This window comes from Nonomuraea sp. NPDC049400 (assembly GCF_044466425.1).
Classification (GTDB): Bacteria; Actinomycetota; Actinomycetes; order Streptosporangiales; family Streptosporangiaceae; genus Nonomuraea.
In genome coordinates this window covers 228454-247802 of the sequence record NZ_JBITMP010000008.1, presented here as the reverse complement: position 1 = coordinate 247802, position 19349 = coordinate 228454, and the positions used below count along the sequence as shown (strand labels likewise).

The window sequence follows — 19349 nt, the reverse complement described above, 5'->3', positions numbered from 1 at the left end:
AGCCGTGGCGCCATCAGGAGGGCACCACCATCGGCGTGCCGGCGACCGGGTCGGGGACCACGACGCAGTTGAGGCCGAAGACCTTCTCGACCAGCTCGGCGGTGATCACCGCGGTCGGCTCGCCCTCGGCGACGATGGCGCCCTCCGCCATCGCGATGACGTGGTCGCAGAAGCGGCAGGCGAGGTTGAGGTCGTGCAGGACGACCACGATGGTCTTGCCGGACTCCGCGTTCAGCTTCCGCAGCAGCCGCAGCAACTCCACCTGGTGATTGATGTCCAGGTAGGTCGTGGGCTCGTCGAGGAGCAGCAGATCGGTGTCCTGGGCGAGCGCCATCGCCACCCAGACGCGCTGCCGCTGGCCGCCGGAGAGCTGCCGGATCGGGCGGTTGACCAGGTCGGCGGTGCCGGTGGCGTCGAGGGCGCGGGTGACCGCGTCGTCGTCGCGCTCGGTCCAGCGGCGGAACCACCCTTGGTGCGGGTAGCGGCCGCGGGCGACCAGGTCGGCGACGGTGATGCCGTCGGGCGCGAGGGGCGTCTGCGGCAGCAGCCCGAGTGTCTTGGCCACCTCGTGGGTGCTCATCTCGGTCAGTGCCTTGCCGTCGAGGTACACGGCGCCGTGGCGGGGCTTGAGCAGCCGGGCCAGGCCGCGCAGCAGCGTGGATTTGCCGCACGCGTTGGCGCCCACGATCGCCGTGACCTTGCCGTCAGGGACCTGGACGTCGAGGTTGGTCACGATCGCCTGGTCGTCGTAGCCGAGGGTCACGCCCTCGGCGCGTAGTCGGGTCATCCGCCCGCTCCTTGCCGGTTGGTGGTGGCCAGCAGCCACAGCAGGTAGGGCGCGCCGACCGCGCCGGTCACGACGCCGGTGGGCAGCGGCGTCGGCAGCAGGTGGACGGCGATGAGGTCGGCGGTGAGCAGCAGCGCGGCACCGGTCAGCGCGGCGGGGACGATCCCGCCCGTGGCGGGGCCGAGCAGCCGGTTGGCGATCGGTCCTGCGACGAGTGCGACGAACACGATGGGGCCGGCCACGGCGACGGCCAGGGCCGTCAGCACCACCGCCGTGGCGAGGAGGCCGGCGCGGCCGAGTTCGGTGCGGATGCCCAGCGCCCGTGCCGTGTCGTCGCCGAGTTCGAGCGCCCGCAGCTGCCGCTGCAGCAGGACCGCGGTGGGCAGGAGGAGCACCAGGGCGCCGAGGAGGAGCCGCAGTTCGGCGGCGTTGGCCTGCCCGACGGAGCCGGTCAGCCAGTGCATCGCCTGCCGGGCCTCGGACAGCCGGGCCCGGGTCAGCATGTAGCCGATCAGGCCGTCGAAGAAGAGCACGGCGCCGATGCCGATGAGAATGAACCGGTAGCCGGCGACGCCGTCGCGCCAGGCGAGCACGTACATCAGCAGGGCGGCGGCGACGGCCCCTGCGAGGGCGAGCGCGCTCACGGCCAGCCCGCTGACCTGCAGAAGCACGATCCCGGTGACGGCGGCGAGGCCGGCGCCTGAGTTGATGCCGACGAAATCGGGGGACGCGAGCGGGTTGCGCAGCAGCTGCTGGAAGATCGTCCCGGCGGCGCCGAGGGCCAGACCGACGGCCAGCGCCGACGTCGCGGTGGGCAGCCGCAACTCCCGGACGACGAAGTCGACGCTGGGGTCGTCGCGCAGCTGGAGCACCGAGGCGATGACCTCGCCCGCGCCGAGCCGGAAGCTGCCCACCATCATGGTGAGCACGAACAGCGCGCTGACGGCCAGGGCCAGCGAGCACGTCACCACAAGCGAGCGGGTGGCCCGGCGACGCCGGGTGGTGCGGAACGCACCGGCGGTCGCCGGGGTCGTGGTGGCTGTCATGGTCACACCTCCGACAGCCGGCCGTAGCGGACGATGCCGACGAACGCCGGCGCCCCGAGCACCCCGAGGACCACGCCGACCTGCAGCTCGTCGGGTGCGGCCACCACTCGGCCGAGCACGTCGGCCAGCAGCAGCACGATGGGGGCCAGCAGCATGGAGTACGGCAGGATCCACCGGTAGTCCGGGCCGCAGATGAACCGCGCGACGTGCGGTACGACCAGCCCGACGAACACCATCGGCCCGCAGGCGGCCGTGGCGGCGCCGGCGAGCACCGCGACCACGCCGAACGCCAGCACGCGGGTCCTGGTGACCCGCTGGCCGAGGCCGCGGGCCATGTCCTCGCCGAGCGCGAGCCCGTTGAGCGCCCGCCCGAAACCCAGCGAGGCGACCAGCCCGAGGACGAGGAACGGCGCGACCCCGGTCAGGATCGGGGCGTACCGCCCGGCCAGCGACCCCACCTGCCAGAACCGCAGCTCGTTGAGCGCGTCCACGTTGGTCATCAGGATCCCGGTGGTCACCGAGACCAGCCCTGCGGTGACTGCCGCGCCGGCCAGGGCCAGCTTGACCGGGGTGGCGCCCTCCCTGCCGAGCGACGCGATCGCGTACACCAGCGCCAGGGCTCCGATCGCCCCGGCGAAGGCGAACCAGACGTAGACACCCGCGCCGCGCACGCCGAGCACCGTGATGGCGAAGACCACGAAGACGGCCGCGCCGGAGTTGATGCCCATGATGCCCGCGTCGGCCAGCGGGTTGCGGGTGACGCCTTGCAGGATGGCGCCGGCCACGCCGAGGGCGGCGCCCACCAGGATGCCGAGCAGCGTGCGGGGCACGCGCAGCTCCAGCGTCACCGTGCTGTTGATCGACCCGTCGGTGTCCAGGCTGCCCAAGGCGCGCAGCACCTCCGGCAGGCCGATCGAGCGCGAGCCCAGGGTGACGCTGAGGAAGGCGACCAGGGCCAGTAACACGCACAGCACGCCGATCCCCGGCCCGAGGGCCGAGGCTCTGCGCGCGAGGTGTGCCGAGTTGCTCATCAGCGGCGATCAGCTGCCGAGGTTCGGGTCCGCGGCCTTGACCGCCGCCGTCAGCTTGTCCAGCTCGGTGGCGAAGTGGCCGTACGTGTGCAGCCAGTAGGCCGGCCAGGACACGACCGCCCCCGCCTTGGCCGCCTTGATCTTGAACCAGGTGGGCTGCTTCTTGCCCCACTCGGCATTGGAGGTGGGCTTGTAGTTACGGCCGTCCCACAGGATCAGGTCGGGCTGGTACTTGTCGGCGTTCTCCCAGCTCAGGTTCTCCCAGTACGGAAAGCCGGGGTCAGGGCTGTCCGGGTTGATCACCTTCAGCCCCCAGCGCTGGAAGTCCAGCAGCTCGGGCGCGTACTCGGGGTTGGCCACGTACACCTTGTCGTCCGCGGGCAACATCGCGGCCGCCGTGAGGCCCGGCTTGGCCGCGACCGCCTCCTTGAACTTGGCGAGCGCCTCGTCGAAGCGCTTCTTGTTCGCGGCGATCTGCGGGGAGTCGACGTCGGCTCCCAGGCTCCTGGCGAGGTCCTCATATCCCTTGGCCAGGTCGACGATCGACTTGCCCTGGGAGACACCCACCACCGGGGCCAGCTGGGCGAGCTTCTTGCTCTTCTCGTCGACGCCTTCCTCCAGGCCGGCGTGCGCCTTCTCCGCCGGCCACCAGTCGCCGACGATCAGGTCCGGCCGCAGGGCCGCGGCCTTCTCCACGTCGATCTTGCCCCACTCCTGGCCCAGGAGCTCGATGCCGGTCAGGTCGAGATCTTTCAGGTTCGCGTCGGTCTTGACCGACTCGTCGGCGTAGATGCCGACCGGCTTGATGCCGAAGGACATCAACGCGGCCGCCTCGCCCGCGTGCGCGATGATCCGCGTCGGGGTCTTGTCCGCTTTGACGACCTTGCCGGAGCCGTCGGTGAACGACCAGGGGCCGGAGGGTGCGGCGGAGGCTGCCGTGGTAGTGCCGGAGTTGCCTGCTGAGCCGCAACCGGCGAGCACGACGCTCAGGGCGGTGAGTGCCAGGACCGGACGCCATGCGCGCATGGTGGAGCTTCCATTCTCGTGTTGGGTGGGCCACCAAAAAAGGGTCAACAGTTAGGCAAGGCTAACCATAGTTTCGCCTTTTGGCTAGAAGAGCGTGATCAAGCCCACGTCGGGCGAGAATCGGGCTCCCCGGGCGGTTCCCTTCGTGAGACATCCGCGATATATGTACAGGCGATGTAGATAACGGTTTCTACGCCACCGGGCTCCGTCTCCGCGAGTAGCCGAGCCCCTCACCCCCCGAAGGAACCCCAATGACCGACCCCCACGGCATCGGGCTCACCCGGCGCACCTTCATCCAGGTCGCGGGCGCAACCGCCGCCGCGTACTCCCTGATCAGCACGATGACCGGCACCGCGAGTGCGGACGACAGGCCCGAGGAAGCCGACCGGCTCCTGGTGTACTCCGTCCCTGCCGGGGTCCCGACCAACGCGAGTTTCTCCGTCAAGGCGCGCACTCCGAACGGTCAATGGAAACCGGTACCTGTCCTCAGAGGCCTGACGAAGACCATCAACGAGAAGACGGGCTCCGGCGTCGTCAGGAACACCTCGGTCGCCACCTTCGACTTCAACGGCATCGTGGAGGTCGAGGTCACCTCGTCCAAGGGCGCCATCGGCTCCGCGCGGATACGGCCGCTGTCGTACGGCATCAAGCACGAAGTGGCCGGCGACACCGTGCGCTTCACCCTCAGCGAGCCGCGCAACCTTTCCATCGAGATCAACGGCGACATCTTCGACAACCTGCAGCTGCACGCCAACCCGATCGAGGCGCAGCGGCCCGAGCCCGGCGACCCCGACGTCATCTACTTCGGTCCCGGTCTCCACACCGTCACGGACAACGTGGTGAAGGTGCCCAGCGGCAAGACGGTGTACCTGGCCGGCGGCGCGGTGCTGAAGGCCAGGGTGGAGTTCGACAAGGTCGAGAACGCCCGGCTGCTCGGCCGGGGCATCCTGTGGAACGCCGACGGCGGCGTCACGGCGGCGTTCTCGAAGAACATCGAGATCGACGGCATCATGGTGCTCAATCCGCGTAGCGGCTACGCCTGCACCATCGGCCAGTCCAAGCAGGTCACCGTGCGCAACCTGCACTCCTACAGCCACGGCCAGTGGGGTGACGGCATCGACGTGTTCAGCAGCGAGGACGTCCTGATCGACGGCGTCTTCATGCGGAACAGCGACGACTGCATCGCCGTCTACGCCCATCGCTGGGACTACTACGGCGACACCCGCAACGTCACCGTGCGCAACTCCGTCCTGTGGGCCGATGTCGCGCACCCCGTGAACATGGGAACCCACGGCAACCCGGACAAGCCCGAGGTCATCGAGAACGTGGTGTTCAGCAACATCGACGTCCTCGACCACCGTGAGCCGCAGATCCTCTACCAGGGCTGCTTCGCCCTGAACCCCGGAGACAGCAACCTCATCCGCAACGTCCGCATCCAGGACGTGCGGGTGGAGGACTTCCGCTGGGGCCAGCTGATCAACATGCGGGTCATGGCCAACCGGTACAACTCCGCGCCCGGTCGCGGCATCGAGGACGTGTACGTGCGCAACCTCAAGTACGACGGCACGCACGCCAACATGTCGGTCATCGTCGGCTACGACGCCGACCGCCCCGTCAAGAACGTCACCTTCCAGAACCTGGCGATCAACGGCACGGTCATCGCCGACACGATGCAGAAGCCCCGCTGGTATCTGACTCAGGACACAGTGCCGATGTTCGTCAACGAGCACGTGAAGGACCTCCGCTTCCTGGACTCCGCCGCGGCCGCGGCCACCGTCGCGCCGGAGATCACCAGCGCGGGCGAGGCCACGGCCACCGCGCGCCAGATCTTCAACCATCTGGTCAGCGCGACCGCGCTGCCGACGTCGTTCGACGCCGAGAGCCTGCCGAAGGGCCTCACAGTCGACAAGAACACCGGTCTGATCTCCGGGACCCCGCAGGTCCCCGGTACGTACACGGTCACCGTCTCGGCCACGAACAGTGTGGGCACGGCGACGAAGTCGCTCACCCTCACCGTGTCGCACCCCGCCTGAGCAGGAAGGAGTCGTCTGTGCTTTCCCTCAACCGCCGGTCGTTCCTCGGTGCGGCGGGGCTCGCGGCCGTGGCGGGAAGCGGGCTGCTGCCCGCATCCGCCACGCCCGCGTGGGCCCTGGACACGGGCGAGGTGCCGGCCTTCGCGCATCCCGGTCTGCTCCACTCCCGCGCGGATCTGGACCGGATGAGGTCCGCGGTGGCGGCCGGACGCGATCCGATCGCCTCCAGCTTCGCCGCGATGGCCGCGCACGCCCGCTCCCAGCACACCTACGCCGTCCAGAACACCGGACAGATCACGACCTGGGGCCGCGGCCCGACCAACTTCGCGAACCAGGCCGCCGCCGACGCGGCGGCCGCGTACCAGAACGCCCTGATGTGGGCGATCACCGGCGATGTGCGCCACGCCGACAAGGCCCGCGACATCCTCGACGCCTGGGCCGCCTCGCTCACCGGCGTCACCGGCGCGGACGGGCAGCTCGGCGCCGGACTCCAGGGCTTCAAGCTGGTCAACGCCGCCGAGCTCCTCCGGCACAGCGGCTACGGCGGCTGGCCCGAGGCGTCGGTGCGGCGCTGCGCCGATTCCTTCACCGACGTCTGGTACCCGGCGGTGTCCGGTTACTGCCTGTACGCCAACGGCAACTGGGACCTCGCCGCGCTCCGCACGATCCTCGCCATCGCGGTGTTCTGCGACGACCGGGTGATGTTCGAGGACGCGATGCGGTTCGCGACGGCCGGGGCCGGCAACGGCTCCGTGCTCCACCGCATCGTCACCGCCGCCGGTCAGGGCCAGGAGTCCGGCCGCGACCAGCCTCACGAGCAGCTCGCGGTCGGCCTGCTCGCGGACGTGGCCCAGGTCGCCTGGCAGCAGGGCGTGGACCTCTTCGGCTTCGCCGGCGACCGGATCCTCGCCAATTTCGAGTATTTCGCCCGCTACAACCTCGGCGACGACTCCGTGCCGTTCACCGCCGACCTCGACCGTACCGGCAAATACATCAAGACGGCCGTCTCCAACCGGCAGCGCGGAGTGTTCCGGCCTCTGTGGGAGATGGCGTACGCCCACTACGTGGGACGCCTCGGCAAGTCCGCCCCCTACACCGAGAAGGTGATCTTCCGGGGTGCGGGCGGGACCCGCGTGGTCGAGGGCTACGACGACGACCACCCGTCGTGGGGCACCCTCACCTTCGCCGGTACGGAGCGCGGCTCCGGCGTGCCGGCGGGGGCGCCCACCGCTCCCGCCGGTGTGACGGCGGCGTCGGGGGAAGCGGGCGTCGACCTGGCGTGGCCGGCGGTCGTCGGCGCCCGGACCTACGCGGTGTGGCGGAAGGAGCCGGGCGCCGACGCGTACACGCTGCTCGTGGACGGGCTCACCGGGACCTCGTACACGGACCGCACCACGGCCGCCGGCCGCGCGTACGCGTACACGGTCGCGGCGGCGGGCGGCCAAGGCGCCGGTGCTCGGTCGCTGCCCGTCGTGGCCGCCCGTGGACTGCCCGCTCCGTGGCGTACCGGCGACATCGGCGAGGTACGGCCGAAGGGCTCGACCGGGTACGACGGCGAGCGCATCACCATGGAGGCGGGCGGCACCGGAATCGCCGGGGACGCCGACTCCTTCCGCTTCGCCTGGTTGCCGCTGTCGGGGGACGGCGCGGTCACGGCCCGGATCGTGTACCCGCTCAGCTCGCAGTACTCCCAGGTGGGCGTCATGGTGCGCGGCTCGCTGGAAGCGGCCGCCCCGCACGCGGCGATGCTGCTGCAGGGCCTGCCACTGCACGCCTGGAGCGGGGTGTGGACGGTACGGGCCAAGCCCGGCGGCGCCACGCGCGGCACCGGCTCCATACCCGTGCCGCCGTCGCAGCGCCCGTGGATCACCGTCAACGCCGCCTTCCCGATCTCCGAGCTGGGGCCGCTGCCCGAGTCGGCGACGCCGTTGGAATGCCCGTACGTGGAGGCCGCGGGCGACGGCTACCGGCTGCGGAGGCCCTACTGGGTGCGGATCACCCGCAAGGGAGCGCTCCTCACGGGAGAGATCTCACCGGACGGACACGAGTGGACGAAGGTGGGGGCGGACGAACTGCCGCTGGGCGAGCACGCTCTGGTGGGGCTCGCCTTCACCTCGTGCCTTGGGGTGGCGGAGGACTACGCGGAGACCGGTACGGCGTGCTTCGACGACGTCACGGTGGAGTCCCGCGGCACCAGCTGGTCGGTCACGGAGCCGCAGAGCGGCGTGAGCGAGGTACGGGCGGTGGGGGACGACTCCGCGGTCCGGCTCGAGTGGCGGGATGACGACCTGTCCGGGCGGTACACGGTGTGGCGCAGGGACACCGAGCGCGGCCTGTACCGGGTGCTGGCTACCGGCGTCGAGCCGGTCGGCTTCGGGACCCGGACCCGGTTCAGGGACGCCACCGGCGTGCCGGGGAACACCTACCACTACGTCGTCGCGCGCGCGAACGCGGCAGGAACGGGGCCGCGTTCGCGCCCGGTGAGCGGCCAGATGCCCCAGCCGTCCGGGCCGCCCGCGCCGGCCGTCCCGGCGACCGCGTACGGCAACGCCGCACGGCCGTTCCGCCTCGTCGTGCGCGCGACGGGCGATCCCGTACGGTTCACCGCGACGGGCCTGCCCGACGGGCTGAGCCTCGATCCCCGAACCGGTCTCCTGTCCGGGACCCCGGCCACGGCTGGGGAGTACTCCATCCGGTTGACGGCGGAGAACGCGAAAGGCTCGGGCACTGCGGCACTCGCGCTGACCGTGGCCGCCGCCCCGCCCGACCCCTGGGCGTACCGCGACCTCGGCGACGTGGCCTATGACGAGCGGCTCCTCGGCACATACGGCGTGGTGATCGTCCGCACACCCGGGATCACCCACCACGACAACGGGGTCTTCACCGTGCGCGGCGCGGGCGCCGACCTCAACGTCAACGGGCAGGGCGCGAGCACCCAGCTCGCGTACGTGCCACTCGCCGGGGACGCGGAGGTCACGGCCCGGCTGACCCGGCCGACCGGAGCACCCGGGCGCGTCGGGGTGGTGATGGCGAAGTCCCTCAATCCCTTCGACCTGATGGCCGGCACGGTAGTGACTGTTGGAGGGAGCGGCGTGTGCCAGTTGATCCGGCGGACCAAGGTGGCAGGTAACGCGCCGGCGGTGAACGGCCCCTCGTTCTCCGGGGCGCCGCTGTGGCTGCGGCTGCGGCGCTCCGGCCTGGTCTTCACCGCCTCCGTGTCGGGCGACGGCGAGACCTGGACCACAGTGGGGCAGGACACCCTGGCGGGCTTCGGCGACGCCCCGTACTACGCGGGCCTCGCCGTGACGTCCGGGAGCCAGGACGTCCTGGCCACCGCCGTGTTCGACCAGGTCACGTGGCGTACGTGAGCTGAGGGGCGCCGCGCCCTGGGCGGCCGGCGGCACCACTGCCGCCGCGCCGCACGGCCAGAGCCTCTTCTAGCACTCGATCACGTTGACGGCGAGGCCGCCGCGTGACGTCTCCTTGTACTTGTCCAGCATGTCGCGGCCGGTGTCGCGCATCGTCTTGATGGCCTTGTCGAGCGAGACGAAGTGGCGGCCGTCGCCGCGCAGGGCGATCCTGGCCGCGGTGATGGCCTTGTTGGAGGCCACCGCGTTCCGCTCGATGCACGGGATCTGGACCAGGCCGCCGATCGGGTCGCAGGTCAGGCCCAGGTTGTGCTCGATGCCGATCTCGGCGGCGTTCTCCACCTGCTCGGGCGTGCCCCCGAGGACCTCGGTGAGCCCGGCGGCGGCCATGGCGCAGGCCGAGCCGACCTCTCCCTGGCAGCCCACCTCCGCGCCGGAGATCGAGGCGTTCTCCTTGATCAGCACGCCGATCGCGGTCGCCGTGAGCAGGAAGCGGATCACGCCCTCCTCGTCGGCGTGCGGCACGAAGCGGGTGTAGTAGGTCAGGACGGCCGGGATGATGCCGGCGGCGCCGTTGGTGGGGGCGGTGACGATGCGGCCTCCTGCGGCGTTCTCCTCGTTGACCGCCAGCGCGAAGAGCGTCACCCAGTCCATGGCGTGCAGCGGGTCCTTCTCCGGCGACTCGCTCCGCAGGCGCCGGTGCAGCCCGTTTGCGCGCCGCTTGACGCGCAGCCCGCCTGGCAGCACGCCCTCCCGCGAGATCCCGCGGTGCACGCACTCGGACATGACCCGCCACAGGTTCAGGATCCCCGCGCGGATCTCCTCCTCGGTGCGGCCGAACGCCTTCTCGTTCTCCAGCATCAGCCTGGAGACCGACAGGCCGGTGTTGGAGCAGTGCTTGAGCAGTTCCTCCCCGGTGGTGAAGGGGTAGGGCAGGACGGTGTCGTCCGGCTTGATGCGGTCGGCGCCGGTGGCCTTCTCGTCCACGACGAAGCCGCCGCCGACCGAGAAGTAGACCTTCTCCCTCAGTTGCTCGCCGTCGGCCGTGTAGGCGGTGAAGCGCATGCCGTTCGGGTGCTCAGGAAGGGAGAGCTTGCGTTCGAAGATCAGGTCCTGGCCGGCCACGAAGGGGATCTCGTGCGTTCCGTACAGCTTGACCGTGCCGGACTCGCGCATCTGGGCCAGCCGGCCGTCGATGGAGTCGACGTCCACCAGCTCGGGCTTCTCGCCGGACAGGCCGAGCAGGACCGCCTTGTCGCTGCCGTGGCCCTTGCCGGTCAGGCCGAGCGAGCCGTACAGGATGGCCTCGACCTGCGCGACCTGCGGGAGCAGGCCGTCGTCGTGCAGACCGCGGGCGAACTTGTGCGCGGCCGCCATCGGGCCCCCCGTGTGGGAGCTCGACGGGCCGATGCCGATCTTGAACAGGTCGAAGACACCGATGCTCATGTCAGGTATTCCGTCGCCGCGTCCAGCAGCCACTCGGCCAGGTAGGCCGCGAACGACGAGCGTACGAGCACCACGAACCCCTCCTGCTGGGGCAGCAGCACGACCTGGGCCCGCGCCAGAGTGGTCTGCGCGCAAGAGCCCGGGCCGAACACCGAAGGGTGCAGGTCGATCGCACATCCGTGGGCCAGCAGATCGCGGGCCCGCGGGCCGCCCACCAGCAGGGTGGTGCGCTGCGCCGAGACGTCCACCACGGACCCGTGCCGGTCGCCGAGGGCCGCGCGCACCGGCTCGGCGGCGTGTTTCCCTTCAGGGCCGATCACCAGCCACTCATCGGGCCCCAGCCAGGCCACCGTCACCTCGCCCGACCGCACGGTGGTGCCCGGCGAGACCGGCAGCGGGACGCCGAGCGCCGCCCCGATGTCCGCGGCGGCCGGGCTCTCGGGGTCCACGCGCACGTTGACCTGGCGAAGAAAGGGGATCTCGGCCAGTGTCAGCGCCTCACTCTTCGACGCGGTCGCGAACCGGTCGGCGAAGGCCGCTGCCGGACTCCTGCGCTCAGCCATCGCGGCGCGCTCCTTCCGGGTCGTACAGAACGTGAGAGGTCACGGTGACGGGCACCAGCCCGTCGCCGACAGGGGCGTACAGGCGCTCGCCGACGCGTTCCCGCCCGCCGCTGACCAGGGCCAGCGCGAACGTACGGCCCAGCGCGGCGCTGCGGTAGCTCGAGGTCACGTGCCCGAGCATCGGCACGGGCGGCGCCGGCAGGCCGGCGGACTCCACCAGGTGCGTCCCCTCGGGCAGCAGTAGCCCGGGGTCCTCCGGCAGCAGCCCGACGAGCTGCTTGCGGTCCACCCGCGACGTGTCCGCCCGGGCGAACGACCGCTTGCCGATGAAGTCGGCCTTCTTCTTGGAGACCACCCAGGACATGCCCAGGTCCTGCGGCGTGACCGTGCCGTCGGTGTCCTGCCCGACGATCGGGTAGCCCTTCTCGGCGCGCAGCACATGCATGGTCTCGGTCCCGTACGGCGTGACGACCCCGGTGCCCATGATCGCCTCCCACAGGGCCAGGCCCTCCCACGAGGTCACGTTGATCTCGTAGGCCAGCTCGCCGGAGAAGCTGATCCGGCACACCCGCGCCGGAATGCCCGCGACCTCGGTCTCCCGCCACGTCATGAAGGGGAAGTCGGCCGCGCCGACGGCCAGGCCGGGGGCGAGCCCGGCCAGCACCTCACGCGACCCGGGACCGGCCAGTGCCACAGTGGCCCACTGCTCGGTGACCGAGGTGCAGTGCACCCGCAGCCATGGCCACTCGGTTTGCAGCCACTCCTCCATCCAGTCGAGGACGGCCGCCGCGTTGCCCGTGGTGGTGGTGACCAGGAAGTGGTCCTCGGCGAGCCTGATGACGGTGCCGTCGTCGAAGACCATGCCGTCGGCCCGGCACATCACGCCGTATCTGATGGCGCCGACGGCCAGCGTGCTCATCATGTTCGTGTACAGCAGGTCGAGGAACGCCGCCGCGTCGGGTCCGATCACGTCGATCTTGCCGAGCGTGGAGGCGTCCATCGCCGCCACGCCTTCCCGCGCCGCCCGGCACTCACGCAGGACCGCGGCCTCCATGTCCTCGCCGGGGCGGGGGTAGTACCACGGGCGCTGCCACTGCCCGACGTTCTCGAACAGCGCGCCGTGAGCGACGTGCCACTCGTGCAGCGCGGTGACCCGGACCGGGTCGTGCAGCGCGCCGCGGTCGCGACCCGCCAGCGCCGCGAAGCTCACCGGCGTGTACGGCGCGCGGAACGTCGTGCTGCCCAGCTCTCCCACCGGGACACCCAGCGCCTGCGCCGCCACGGCCGTGGTCAGCAGGCCGGAGGTCTTGCCCTGGTCGTGGGCGGTGCCCGCGGTGGTGTAGCGCTTGACATGCTCGACGGAGCGCAGCCCCGCACCGGTCGCCCGCAGGACGTCGGCCACGGTCACGTCCCGCTGCAGGTCGACGAAATGCGTCCCGTAGTCCTCAGACGGCACCAGCCAGCACGGCACGCCCGCGGTCACGTCTCCGGCGGCCGCCCCCACGACCTCGACCGCCTGCCGTGACGTGCCGGGCACGAGTGTGCCCAGCGCCTCGTCGTAGCGCAGCGTCCCGCCGGCCTGGCTGAACAGGTGCACGACCGGGTTCCACCCGCCGGAGACCAGCAGCAGGTCGGCGTCGAGGGCGCGCTCGCCCGTGACGGCTCCGGTCCCGGTCAGCCGTCCCACCAGGACCGAGGAAACCTCCCGGTCGCCCAGCGCGGTGGTCACCACGTGTCCGGCCAGCACCTCGATGCCTCGCGCGGCTGCTTCGGCCCGGTACGGGGGCTCGGACCGCACATCGACGATGGCCGCCACCTCCACGCCCGCGCCGACGAGGTCGAAGGCGGCGGCGTAGGCGCTGTCGCCGGCCGTGAACACCACCGCGCGGCGGCCGGGGAGCACGCCGTACCTGTTGACGTAGGTCCGCGCGGCACCCGCCAGCATCACCCCCGGCAGGTCGTTGCCCGCGAAGGCGATCGGCCGCTCGTGCGCGCCGGTCGCCAGCACGACCCGCCGCGCCCTGATGCGCCATATGCGCTCCCTGGCCACGTGTGCCGGAGCCGCGCCGCCGAGGTGGTTGGTACGCCGTTCGACGGCGACGAGATAGTTGTCGTCGTAGTAGCCGAAGACCGTGGTGCGCGGCAGCACCGTGACCTCGGGCAGGCCCGCCAGCTCGGCCGCGACCGCCGCCGCCCACTCGGCGCCCGGCCGGCCCGCCACCTCCTCGGCGGTGCCGAGCAGGCCGCCGCCGGGCTCGGGCCGCTCGTCGGCGAGGATCACCCGGGCGCCGGTGCGCGCGGCGTCCCTGGCCGCGGCCAGCCCGGCGGGGCCCGCGCCCACCACCAGCACGTCGCAGTGGGCGTGGGTGGCGTCGTAGCGGGCCGGGTCCGGCTCGGCGGCGAGGCGGCCCTGGCCGGGGAGCCCGCTCGCGACCAGGCCGTCGTACAGCTCGACGGTGGTCGCGGTCAGCATGGGCTCGGGGAACGGCGCCTCGATCTGCACCAGCGCGCTGGGCTCCTCGCTGCCCGCGGAGAAGACGCCGCGCGGGCGGCCCAGCTTGACGCTCGTCGCGACCTGGCGGACGCCGTTGGCCAGCAGCGCCGAGGCGAGCGTGTCGCCGGGGTGCCCGGTGTAGTCGCGGCCGTCGAAGCGGAAGCGGAGCGTGCGGGTGCGGTCGATCCGCCCGCCGGTCTCGCGCCTCACGGCGTCACCGGCCGGGGCTCGCCCACCCGGTAGACGGAGTGGATCTCGTTCGTGGCGGTGTCGCGTACGGCGTTGAACCAGCGGCGGCAGCCCGCGGAGTGGCTCCACCGCTCGGCGAACGCCCCCTTGGGGTTGTCGCGGAAGAACAGGTAGCGGGCCCACTCCTCGTCGGAGAGCGCACCCGGGTCCTCCGGGTAGGCGACGTGGGCCTGGCCGCCGTAGTGGAACTCGGCCTCGTCGCGAGGGCCGCACCAGGGACAGGGGATCAGCAGCATCGTGGCGTTTCCTCAGTGCGCGACCGCGGCGGCGCCGTGCTCGTCGACGAGCGCCCCGGTGACGAAACGGTCAAGGGAGAAGGGAGCGTTGAGCGGGTGCGGCTCGTCGTTGGCCACGGTGTGGGCGAAGCACCAGCCCACGCCCGGCGTCGCCTTGAAGCCGCCGGTGCCCCAGCCGCAGTTGAGGTAGAGGCCCTCGACCGGGGTGAGGCCCATGATCGGTGACGCGTCCGGAGAGACGTCCACCACACCGCCCCAGGTGCGCAGCACGTGCGCCCGGGCGAAGACGGGGAACAGCTCCAGGGCCGCGGCCATCTGCCGTTCGATGATGTGGAAGGCGCCGCGCTGGCGGTAGGAGTTGGCCGCGTCGATGCCTGCCCCCATGACGAGCTCGCCCTTGTGCGCCTGGCTGACGTACACGTGCACGGCGTTGGACATGACGACCGTGGGGTGCACGGGCTCCAGCAGCTCCGAGACCAGTGCCTGGAGGGGGTGGCTCTGCAGAGGCAGGTCGATCCCCGCCGTGGCGGCCACGACCGAGGTGTGGCCGGCGGCGCACAGCGCCACGCGGCCGGCCGCGATGGTGCCGCGGGTGGTCTCCACGCCGGTCACCCGGCCCTCGCTCACCCGCAGTCCGGTGACCTCGCAGTGTTCGACGAACTCGACGCCGAGCGCCGCGGCCGCCCTGGCCAGCCCCCACGCGACGTGGTCGTGCTTGGCGATCCCGGCCCTGGGCTGGAAGGTGGCGCCCAGCACCGGGTAGCGGACGTCGGGGGAGACGTTGACGATCGGGCAGACCTCCTTGACCTGCTGGGGGTCCAGCCACTCGGCGTCCACGCCGTTGAGCCGGTTGGCCTCGACCCGCCGCACGCTGTCGCGGACGTCCTGGAGGCTGTGCGCGAGGTTGAGCACGCCGCGCTGGCTGAACAGCAGCGGGTAGTCGAGCTCCTCCTCCAGCCCCTCCCACAGCTTCAACGCGTGCTCGTAGATGCCGGCGCTCTCGTCCCACAGGTAGTTGGAGCGGATGATGGTGGTGTTGCGGGCCATGTTGCCGCCCGCGAGCCAGCCCCGCTCCAGCACGGCGACATTGGTGATGCCATGGTTCCTGGCCAGGTAGTAGGCGGTGGCCAGGCCGTGCCCGCCGCCTCCGACGATCACCACATCGTAGGACGCCTTGGGCTCGGCCGCGCTCCACAGCCGGTCGGGGTGCTCGGGCAGGTCGGCGCCCGGGGTGCGCGGGCTCATCGGACGCCTCCGTAGAGCGGGTGCTTGCCGGCCAGGGCCTCGACCCTGCCGCGCAGGAAGGACAGGTCGGGCTCGGGCAAGAGCGCGTTCACGATGATGTCGGCCACCTCGCCGAAGTCGCCGGGGCCGAACCCGCGCGCGGCCAGCGCGGGCGTGCCGATCCGCAGGCCGGAGGTGACCATCGGCGGGCGCGGGTCGAACGGCACCGCGTTCCTGTTCACCGTGATCCCGGCGGCGTGCAGCCGGTCCTCGGCCTGTTTGCCGTCCAGCTCCGACTCGCGCAGGTCGACCAGGACGAGGTGCACGTCGGTGCCGCCGGTCAGCACCTTCACGCCGGCCTCGGCGGCGTCGGGCGCGAGCAGCCGGTCGGCGAGGATCCTCGCGCCCTCCAGCGTGCGCCGCTGACGGTCGCGGAACCCGTCCGCCGCGGCGATCTTGAACGCGACGGCCTTCGCCGCGATGACGTGCTCCAGCGGCCCGCCCTGCTGGCCGGGGAAGACCGACGAGTTGATCTTCTTGATGAGGTCGTCCGTGGAAAGGATCACACCGCCGCGCGGCCCGCCGAGGGTCTTGTGCGTGGTGGTGGTGACGACGTGGGCATGCGGCACGGGGGAGGGGTGCAGGCCCGCGGCCACCAGGCCGGCGAAGTGCGCCATGTCGACCATGAGGTAGGCGCCCACCTCGTCGGCGATCCTTCTGAAGGCCGCGAAGTCCAGGTGGCGGGGGTAGGCCGACCAGCCGGCGATGATCAGCTTGGGCCGGTGCTCGCGGGCTAGCCGCTCGACCTCCTCCATGTCCACCAGGTGATCGCTCTCGCGCACGTGGTAGGCGATTACGTGGTAAAGGCGGCCGGAGAAGTTGATCCGCATGCCGTGCGTGAGGTGGCCGCCGTGGGCCAGGTCGAGGCCGAGAATGGTGTCGCCGGGTTCGAGCAGGGCGGCCATGGCCGCGGCGTTGGCCTGGGCGCCGGAGTGCGGCTGCACGTTGGCCGCTTCGGCGCCGAAGAGTGACTTCACCCGGTCGAGGGCGATCTGCTCGATCACGTCCACGTGCTCGCAGCCGCCGTAGTACCGCCGGCCCGGGTAGCCCTCGGCGTACTTGTTGGTGAGCACCGAGCCCTGCGCCGCCATGACGGCGACGGGCGCGAAGTTCTCGGAGGCGATCATCTCCAGCGTCGAGCGCTGGCGGGCCAGCTCGGCGTCGATGGCCGCGTGGATCTCCGGGTCGACCACGTCCAGCGGGGTGTCGATCATGTGACGTCCTTTCCTAACCGCGCAGCCGCTGCATCGTGGGGTCGAAGAGCGGTTCCTCGGCGACGACGGCGCGTACTCTCCGGTCGAAGTAGCCGATGGTGAGCTCCTGGCCCGGGGTCGCCAGGGAGGCGGGCAGCCAGGCGTAGGCGATGCCGCTGCCGATCGTGTATCCGTAGGCGGCGCTGGTGACGTAGCCGACGGCGCCGTCGCCGTCGTAGACGGGCTCCTTGCCCATGACGAGCTCGTCGGTGAGCAGGCACGTGAGCCGGCGGCGCACCGACTCCTTGCGCTCCAGCAGAGCGTCGCGGCCGACGAAGTCTCCCTTGTCCAGCTTGACGGCGAAGCCGAGCCCGGCCTCGTACGGGTCATGCTCGAAGGTCATGTCCGTGCCGAAGGACCGGTAGCCCTTCTCCAGGCGCAGGCTGGTGAAGGCGCCGCGGCCGCCGGCGAGCACGCCGTGCTCCTGCCCGGCCTCCCACAGCGTGTCCCAGAGCTTGAGTCCCAGGTCGGCGGTGGTGTAGATCTCCCAGCCCAGCTCGCCGACGTACGACAGGCGCAGCATGGTGACGGGCACGTTGCGGATGTAGCCGCGGGCGCCGCGGAAGTAGCGCAGCGCGGTCAGGTCGATGCCGGTCAGCGGCTGGACGAGGTCGCGGGCACGCGGCCCCCACACGCCCACGCAGCAGGTGCCCGCGGTGATGTCCCGGACGTGCACGTCACGCGGCCGCCGCCGGTCCAGCCAGTCGAGGTCGAGGTTGCCGTTGGCGCCGAGCTGGAACAGCTCGGGCCCCAGGCGCGCGACGGTGATGTCGCTGCGGATGCCGCCGTCGGTGTCGAGGAGCAGGCAGTACGTCACGGAGCCGACGGACTTGTCCACGTCGCCTGTCACCAGGGACTGCAGGAAGCCCACGGCGCCCGGGCCGCTGACCTCCAGGCGCTTGAGCGCGGTCATGTCGTACATCGCGACGGATTCCCGGGTGGCCTGCGCTTCCGCGCCCACGATGGGCGACCAGTACTGCGCCGCCCAGTCTCCGGGCTCGGGGATGTCGCGGCCCCGCAGCAGTGGGGCGTTGGCGCCGTACCACTGCGGCCGCTCCCAGCCGGAGGCCTCCAGGAAGATCGCGCCGAGCTCCTGCTGGCGGGCGTGGAACGGGCTGGTCCGCAGCGGGCGCGGGTGCTCCATGGGCTGCAGCGGGTGGATGATGTCGTAGACCTCGACGTAGTTCTGGCAGCCGCGCTCCAGCACGTAGTCAGGCGCGAGCTGGTGCGGCTCGAACCGGTTGACGTCGCATTCGTGCAGGTCGAAGGAGGAGCAGTGGCCGTCGACCAGCCACTCGGCCATGGCCATGCCGACCCCCGCGGAGTGGGTGACCCAGACCGCCTCCGCCACCCAGAAGCCCTTCACGTCCCGCGACTCGCCCATCAGCGGCATGTGGTCGGTCGTGAACGAGAACAGCCCGTTGATGCCCTCCTCCACCTTGGCCGACTGCGTGGCGGGCAGCAGGCTCCGGGTCTCGGTCCAGGCGTCGGCGAAGTCGTCGGGCGTGAAGGTCAGCACCGACGGCATGACCTCGGCGGCGTCGACCGAGAGGATCTCGTCGGGGCTGATCGGCATCGGCCGATGACCGTAGTAGCCGATGCCCAGCGTGTCGTACCGTTCCCGGTAGTACAGATCGGCGTCCTGGTGGCGCAGGATGGGCCTGGTCGCCTCCTCGGTCTGCCCGGCCAGGTCGGGGATCTGCCCGGTCCATGCCAGCTGGTGGGCCACCGGCGTGAGCGGCAGCTCCATCCCGACCATCCTGGCCACGCGCGGCCCCCAGATCCCGGCGCAGCAGACCACCACGTCGGCGGGGATCTCGCCCTGGTCGGTGACCACCGCGGTGACCCGGTCGTCCTCGGTCCTGATGTCCAGCACCTCGTGCCTGGCCAGGACCCGCACTCCGCGCTCCATCGCCCTGACGAGCTGCGCGTTCACCGCCTTGACCGCCTTGGCCAGCCCGTCGGTGGGGATGAACAGGCCGCCGAGCACCCTGCCGGGGTCCAGGAGCGAGTGCCTGGCCACGCACTCGGCGGGGGAGAGCAGGTGCGCCTCCAGACCCCACGACACCGCCCAGCCGTGGCGGCGGCGCAGCTCGGCGAGGCGCTCTGGCGTGGTGGCCACCTCGAGCCCGCCCACCTGGTGGAAACTGTCCAGCTCGACGAACTTCTCCACGGTGTAACGGGCCATCTGGGTCATGGTCTTCGAGCCGTTCGTCTGGAAGACCAGGCCGGGAGCGTGCGAGGAGGAGCCGCCCGTCTCGGGGACGTCTCCCTGGTCGACCACTGTGACGTCGGTCCAGCCGCGGGCCGACAGCTCGTCGGCGAGTGCCGCGCCGACCACGCCGGCCCCGATGATGACGACTCTCGGGCCCGTCATAGCCACCTCCGTTGTTGCGAAATATGCAACCCAACGCGCTTTCCGCAACAAGCGTCGCTTGCGGGGTTGCGGGTGTCAAGAGGCGTTCTGTCTAATTCCGTACGCTCTGGCCGGATCGCTGAACGCGCGCGAACCCGGCCCGACCGCGGGGCGCGA

At 71.4% G+C, this 19349-nt stretch carries 13 protein-coding genes; 2 read left to right on the top strand and 11 right to left on the bottom strand.

Going from position 1 to position 19349, the window contains the following annotated elements; all coding sequences use genetic code 11:
• Positions 1-13: 13 nt before the first annotated feature.
• From ACIBVN_RS14795 to ACIBVN_RS14780, 4 genes are read right to left on the bottom strand one after another with little or no spacing between them, the layout of a single operon-like run.
• A complete protein-coding gene (locus ACIBVN_RS14795) occupies positions 14-787 on the bottom strand; it encodes an ABC transporter ATP-binding protein (protein WP_397136419.1) in 774 nt (257 codons plus the stop codon).
• Positions 784-1833, bottom strand: a complete 1050-nt coding sequence (locus ACIBVN_RS14790; protein ID WP_397136417.1) for a FecCD family ABC transporter permease — start codon at positions 1831-1833, stop codon at positions 784-786. The genes ACIBVN_RS14795 and ACIBVN_RS14790 overlap by 4 nt, the downstream gene beginning before the upstream one ends.
• Before the next feature lie 2 nt (positions 1834-1835).
• Positions 1836-2864, bottom strand: a complete 1029-nt coding sequence (locus ACIBVN_RS14785; RefSeq protein ID WP_397136415.1) for a FecCD family ABC transporter permease — start codon at positions 2862-2864, stop codon at positions 1836-1838.
• A 9-nt stretch (positions 2865-2873) separates the two neighbouring features.
• Positions 2874-3890: an ABC transporter substrate-binding protein gene (locus ACIBVN_RS14780; RefSeq protein ID WP_397136413.1), complete on the bottom strand. Its 1017-nt coding sequence runs from the start codon at positions 3888-3890 to the stop codon at positions 2874-2876.
• Positions 3891-4141: 251 nt separating this feature from the next.
• Between ACIBVN_RS14780 and ACIBVN_RS14775 the strand changes: the two genes are divergently transcribed.
• Positions 4142-5923, top strand: a complete 1782-nt coding sequence (locus ACIBVN_RS14775) for a putative Ig domain-containing protein (RefSeq protein WP_397136411.1) — start codon at positions 4142-4144, stop codon at positions 5921-5923.
• 17 nt (positions 5924-5940) lie between these two features.
• Positions 5941-9291: a putative Ig domain-containing protein gene (locus ACIBVN_RS14770; protein ID WP_397136409.1), complete on the top strand. Its 3351-nt coding sequence runs from the start codon at positions 5941-5943 to the stop codon at positions 9289-9291.
• Positions 9292-9360: 69 nt separating this feature from the next.
• On the opposite strand, the gene ACIBVN_RS14765 is transcribed toward ACIBVN_RS14770, so the two are convergent.
• The 7 genes from ACIBVN_RS14765 to ACIBVN_RS14735 are packed head-to-tail and all read right to left on the bottom strand — an operon-like array spanning position 9361 to position 19193.
• Complete coding sequence (locus ACIBVN_RS14765) at positions 9361-10737, bottom strand: L-serine ammonia-lyase (RefSeq protein WP_397136407.1); 1377 nt, start codon at positions 10735-10737, stop codon at positions 9361-9363.
• On the bottom strand, positions 10734-11300 hold the full coding sequence (locus tag ACIBVN_RS14760; protein ID WP_397136405.1) for a sarcosine oxidase subunit gamma: 567 nt from the start codon (positions 11298-11300) through the stop codon (positions 10734-10736). Before ACIBVN_RS14760 ends, ACIBVN_RS14765 begins: the two co-directional genes overlap by 4 nt.
• Positions 11293-14004, bottom strand: coding sequence for a 2Fe-2S iron-sulfur cluster-binding protein (locus ACIBVN_RS14755; protein ID WP_397136403.1), 2712 nt, complete (start codon positions 14002-14004; stop codon positions 11293-11295). The genes ACIBVN_RS14760 and ACIBVN_RS14755 overlap by 8 nt, the downstream gene beginning before the upstream one ends.
• Positions 14001-14279: a sarcosine oxidase subunit delta gene (locus tag ACIBVN_RS14750; protein WP_349452355.1), complete on the bottom strand. Its 279-nt coding sequence runs from the start codon at positions 14277-14279 to the stop codon at positions 14001-14003. Before ACIBVN_RS14750 ends, ACIBVN_RS14755 begins: the two co-directional genes overlap by 4 nt.
• 12 nt (positions 14280-14291) lie before the next feature.
• Positions 14292-15524 (bottom strand): sarcosine oxidase subunit beta family protein, encoded by a 1233-nt coding sequence (locus ACIBVN_RS14745; protein ID WP_397136400.1) that lies wholly within the window; start codon positions 15522-15524, stop codon positions 14292-14294.
• Positions 15521-16777: a serine hydroxymethyltransferase gene (gene glyA, locus ACIBVN_RS14740; RefSeq protein WP_397136398.1), complete on the bottom strand. Its 1257-nt coding sequence runs from the start codon at positions 16775-16777 to the stop codon at positions 15521-15523. Before glyA ends, ACIBVN_RS14745 begins: the two co-directional genes overlap by 4 nt.
• 13 nt (positions 16778-16790) lie before the next feature.
• Positions 16791-19193, bottom strand: a complete 2403-nt coding sequence (locus ACIBVN_RS14735) for an FAD-dependent oxidoreductase (RefSeq protein WP_397136396.1) — start codon at positions 19191-19193, stop codon at positions 16791-16793.
• Positions 19194-19349 lie beyond the last annotated feature (156 nt).

Excerpts from the sequence above, each read along its gene's own strand:
- ACIBVN_RS14735 (WP_397136396.1), bottom strand. The coding sequence starts at position 19,193 with ATGACGGGCCCGAGAGTCGTCATCATCGGGGCCGGCGTGGTCGGCGCG.
- ACIBVN_RS14790 (WP_397136417.1), bottom strand. The coding sequence starts at position 1,833 with ATGACAGCCACCACGACCCCGGCGACCGCCGGTGCGTTCCGCACCACC.
- ACIBVN_RS14760 (WP_397136405.1), bottom strand. The coding sequence starts at position 11,300 with ATGGCTGAGCGCAGGAGTCCGGCAGCGGCCTTCGCCGACCGGTTCGCG.
- ACIBVN_RS14750 (WP_349452355.1), bottom strand. The coding sequence starts at position 14,279 with ATGCTGCTGATCCCCTGTCCCTGGTGCGGCCCTCGCGACGAGGCCGAG.
- ACIBVN_RS14785 (WP_397136415.1), bottom strand. The coding sequence starts at position 2,864 with ATGAGCAACTCGGCACACCTCGCGCGCAGAGCCTCGGCCCTCGGGCCG.
- glyA (WP_397136398.1), bottom strand. The coding sequence starts at position 16,777 with ATGATCGACACCCCGCTGGACGTGGTCGACCCGGAGATCCACGCGGCC.
- ACIBVN_RS14745 (WP_397136400.1), bottom strand. The coding sequence starts at position 15,524 with ATGAGCCCGCGCACCCCGGGCGCCGACCTGCCCGAGCACCCCGACCGG.
- ACIBVN_RS14795 (WP_397136419.1), bottom strand. The coding sequence starts at position 787 with ATGACCCGACTACGCGCCGAGGGCGTGACCCTCGGCTACGACGACCAG.
- ACIBVN_RS14765 (WP_397136407.1), bottom strand. The coding sequence starts at position 10,737 with ATGAGCATCGGTGTCTTCGACCTGTTCAAGATCGGCATCGGCCCGTCG.
- ACIBVN_RS14780 (WP_397136413.1), bottom strand. The coding sequence starts at position 3,890 with ATGCGCGCATGGCGTCCGGTCCTGGCACTCACCGCCCTGAGCGTCGTG.
- ACIBVN_RS14775 (WP_397136411.1), top strand. The coding sequence starts at position 4,142 with ATGACCGACCCCCACGGCATCGGGCTCACCCGGCGCACCTTCATCCAG.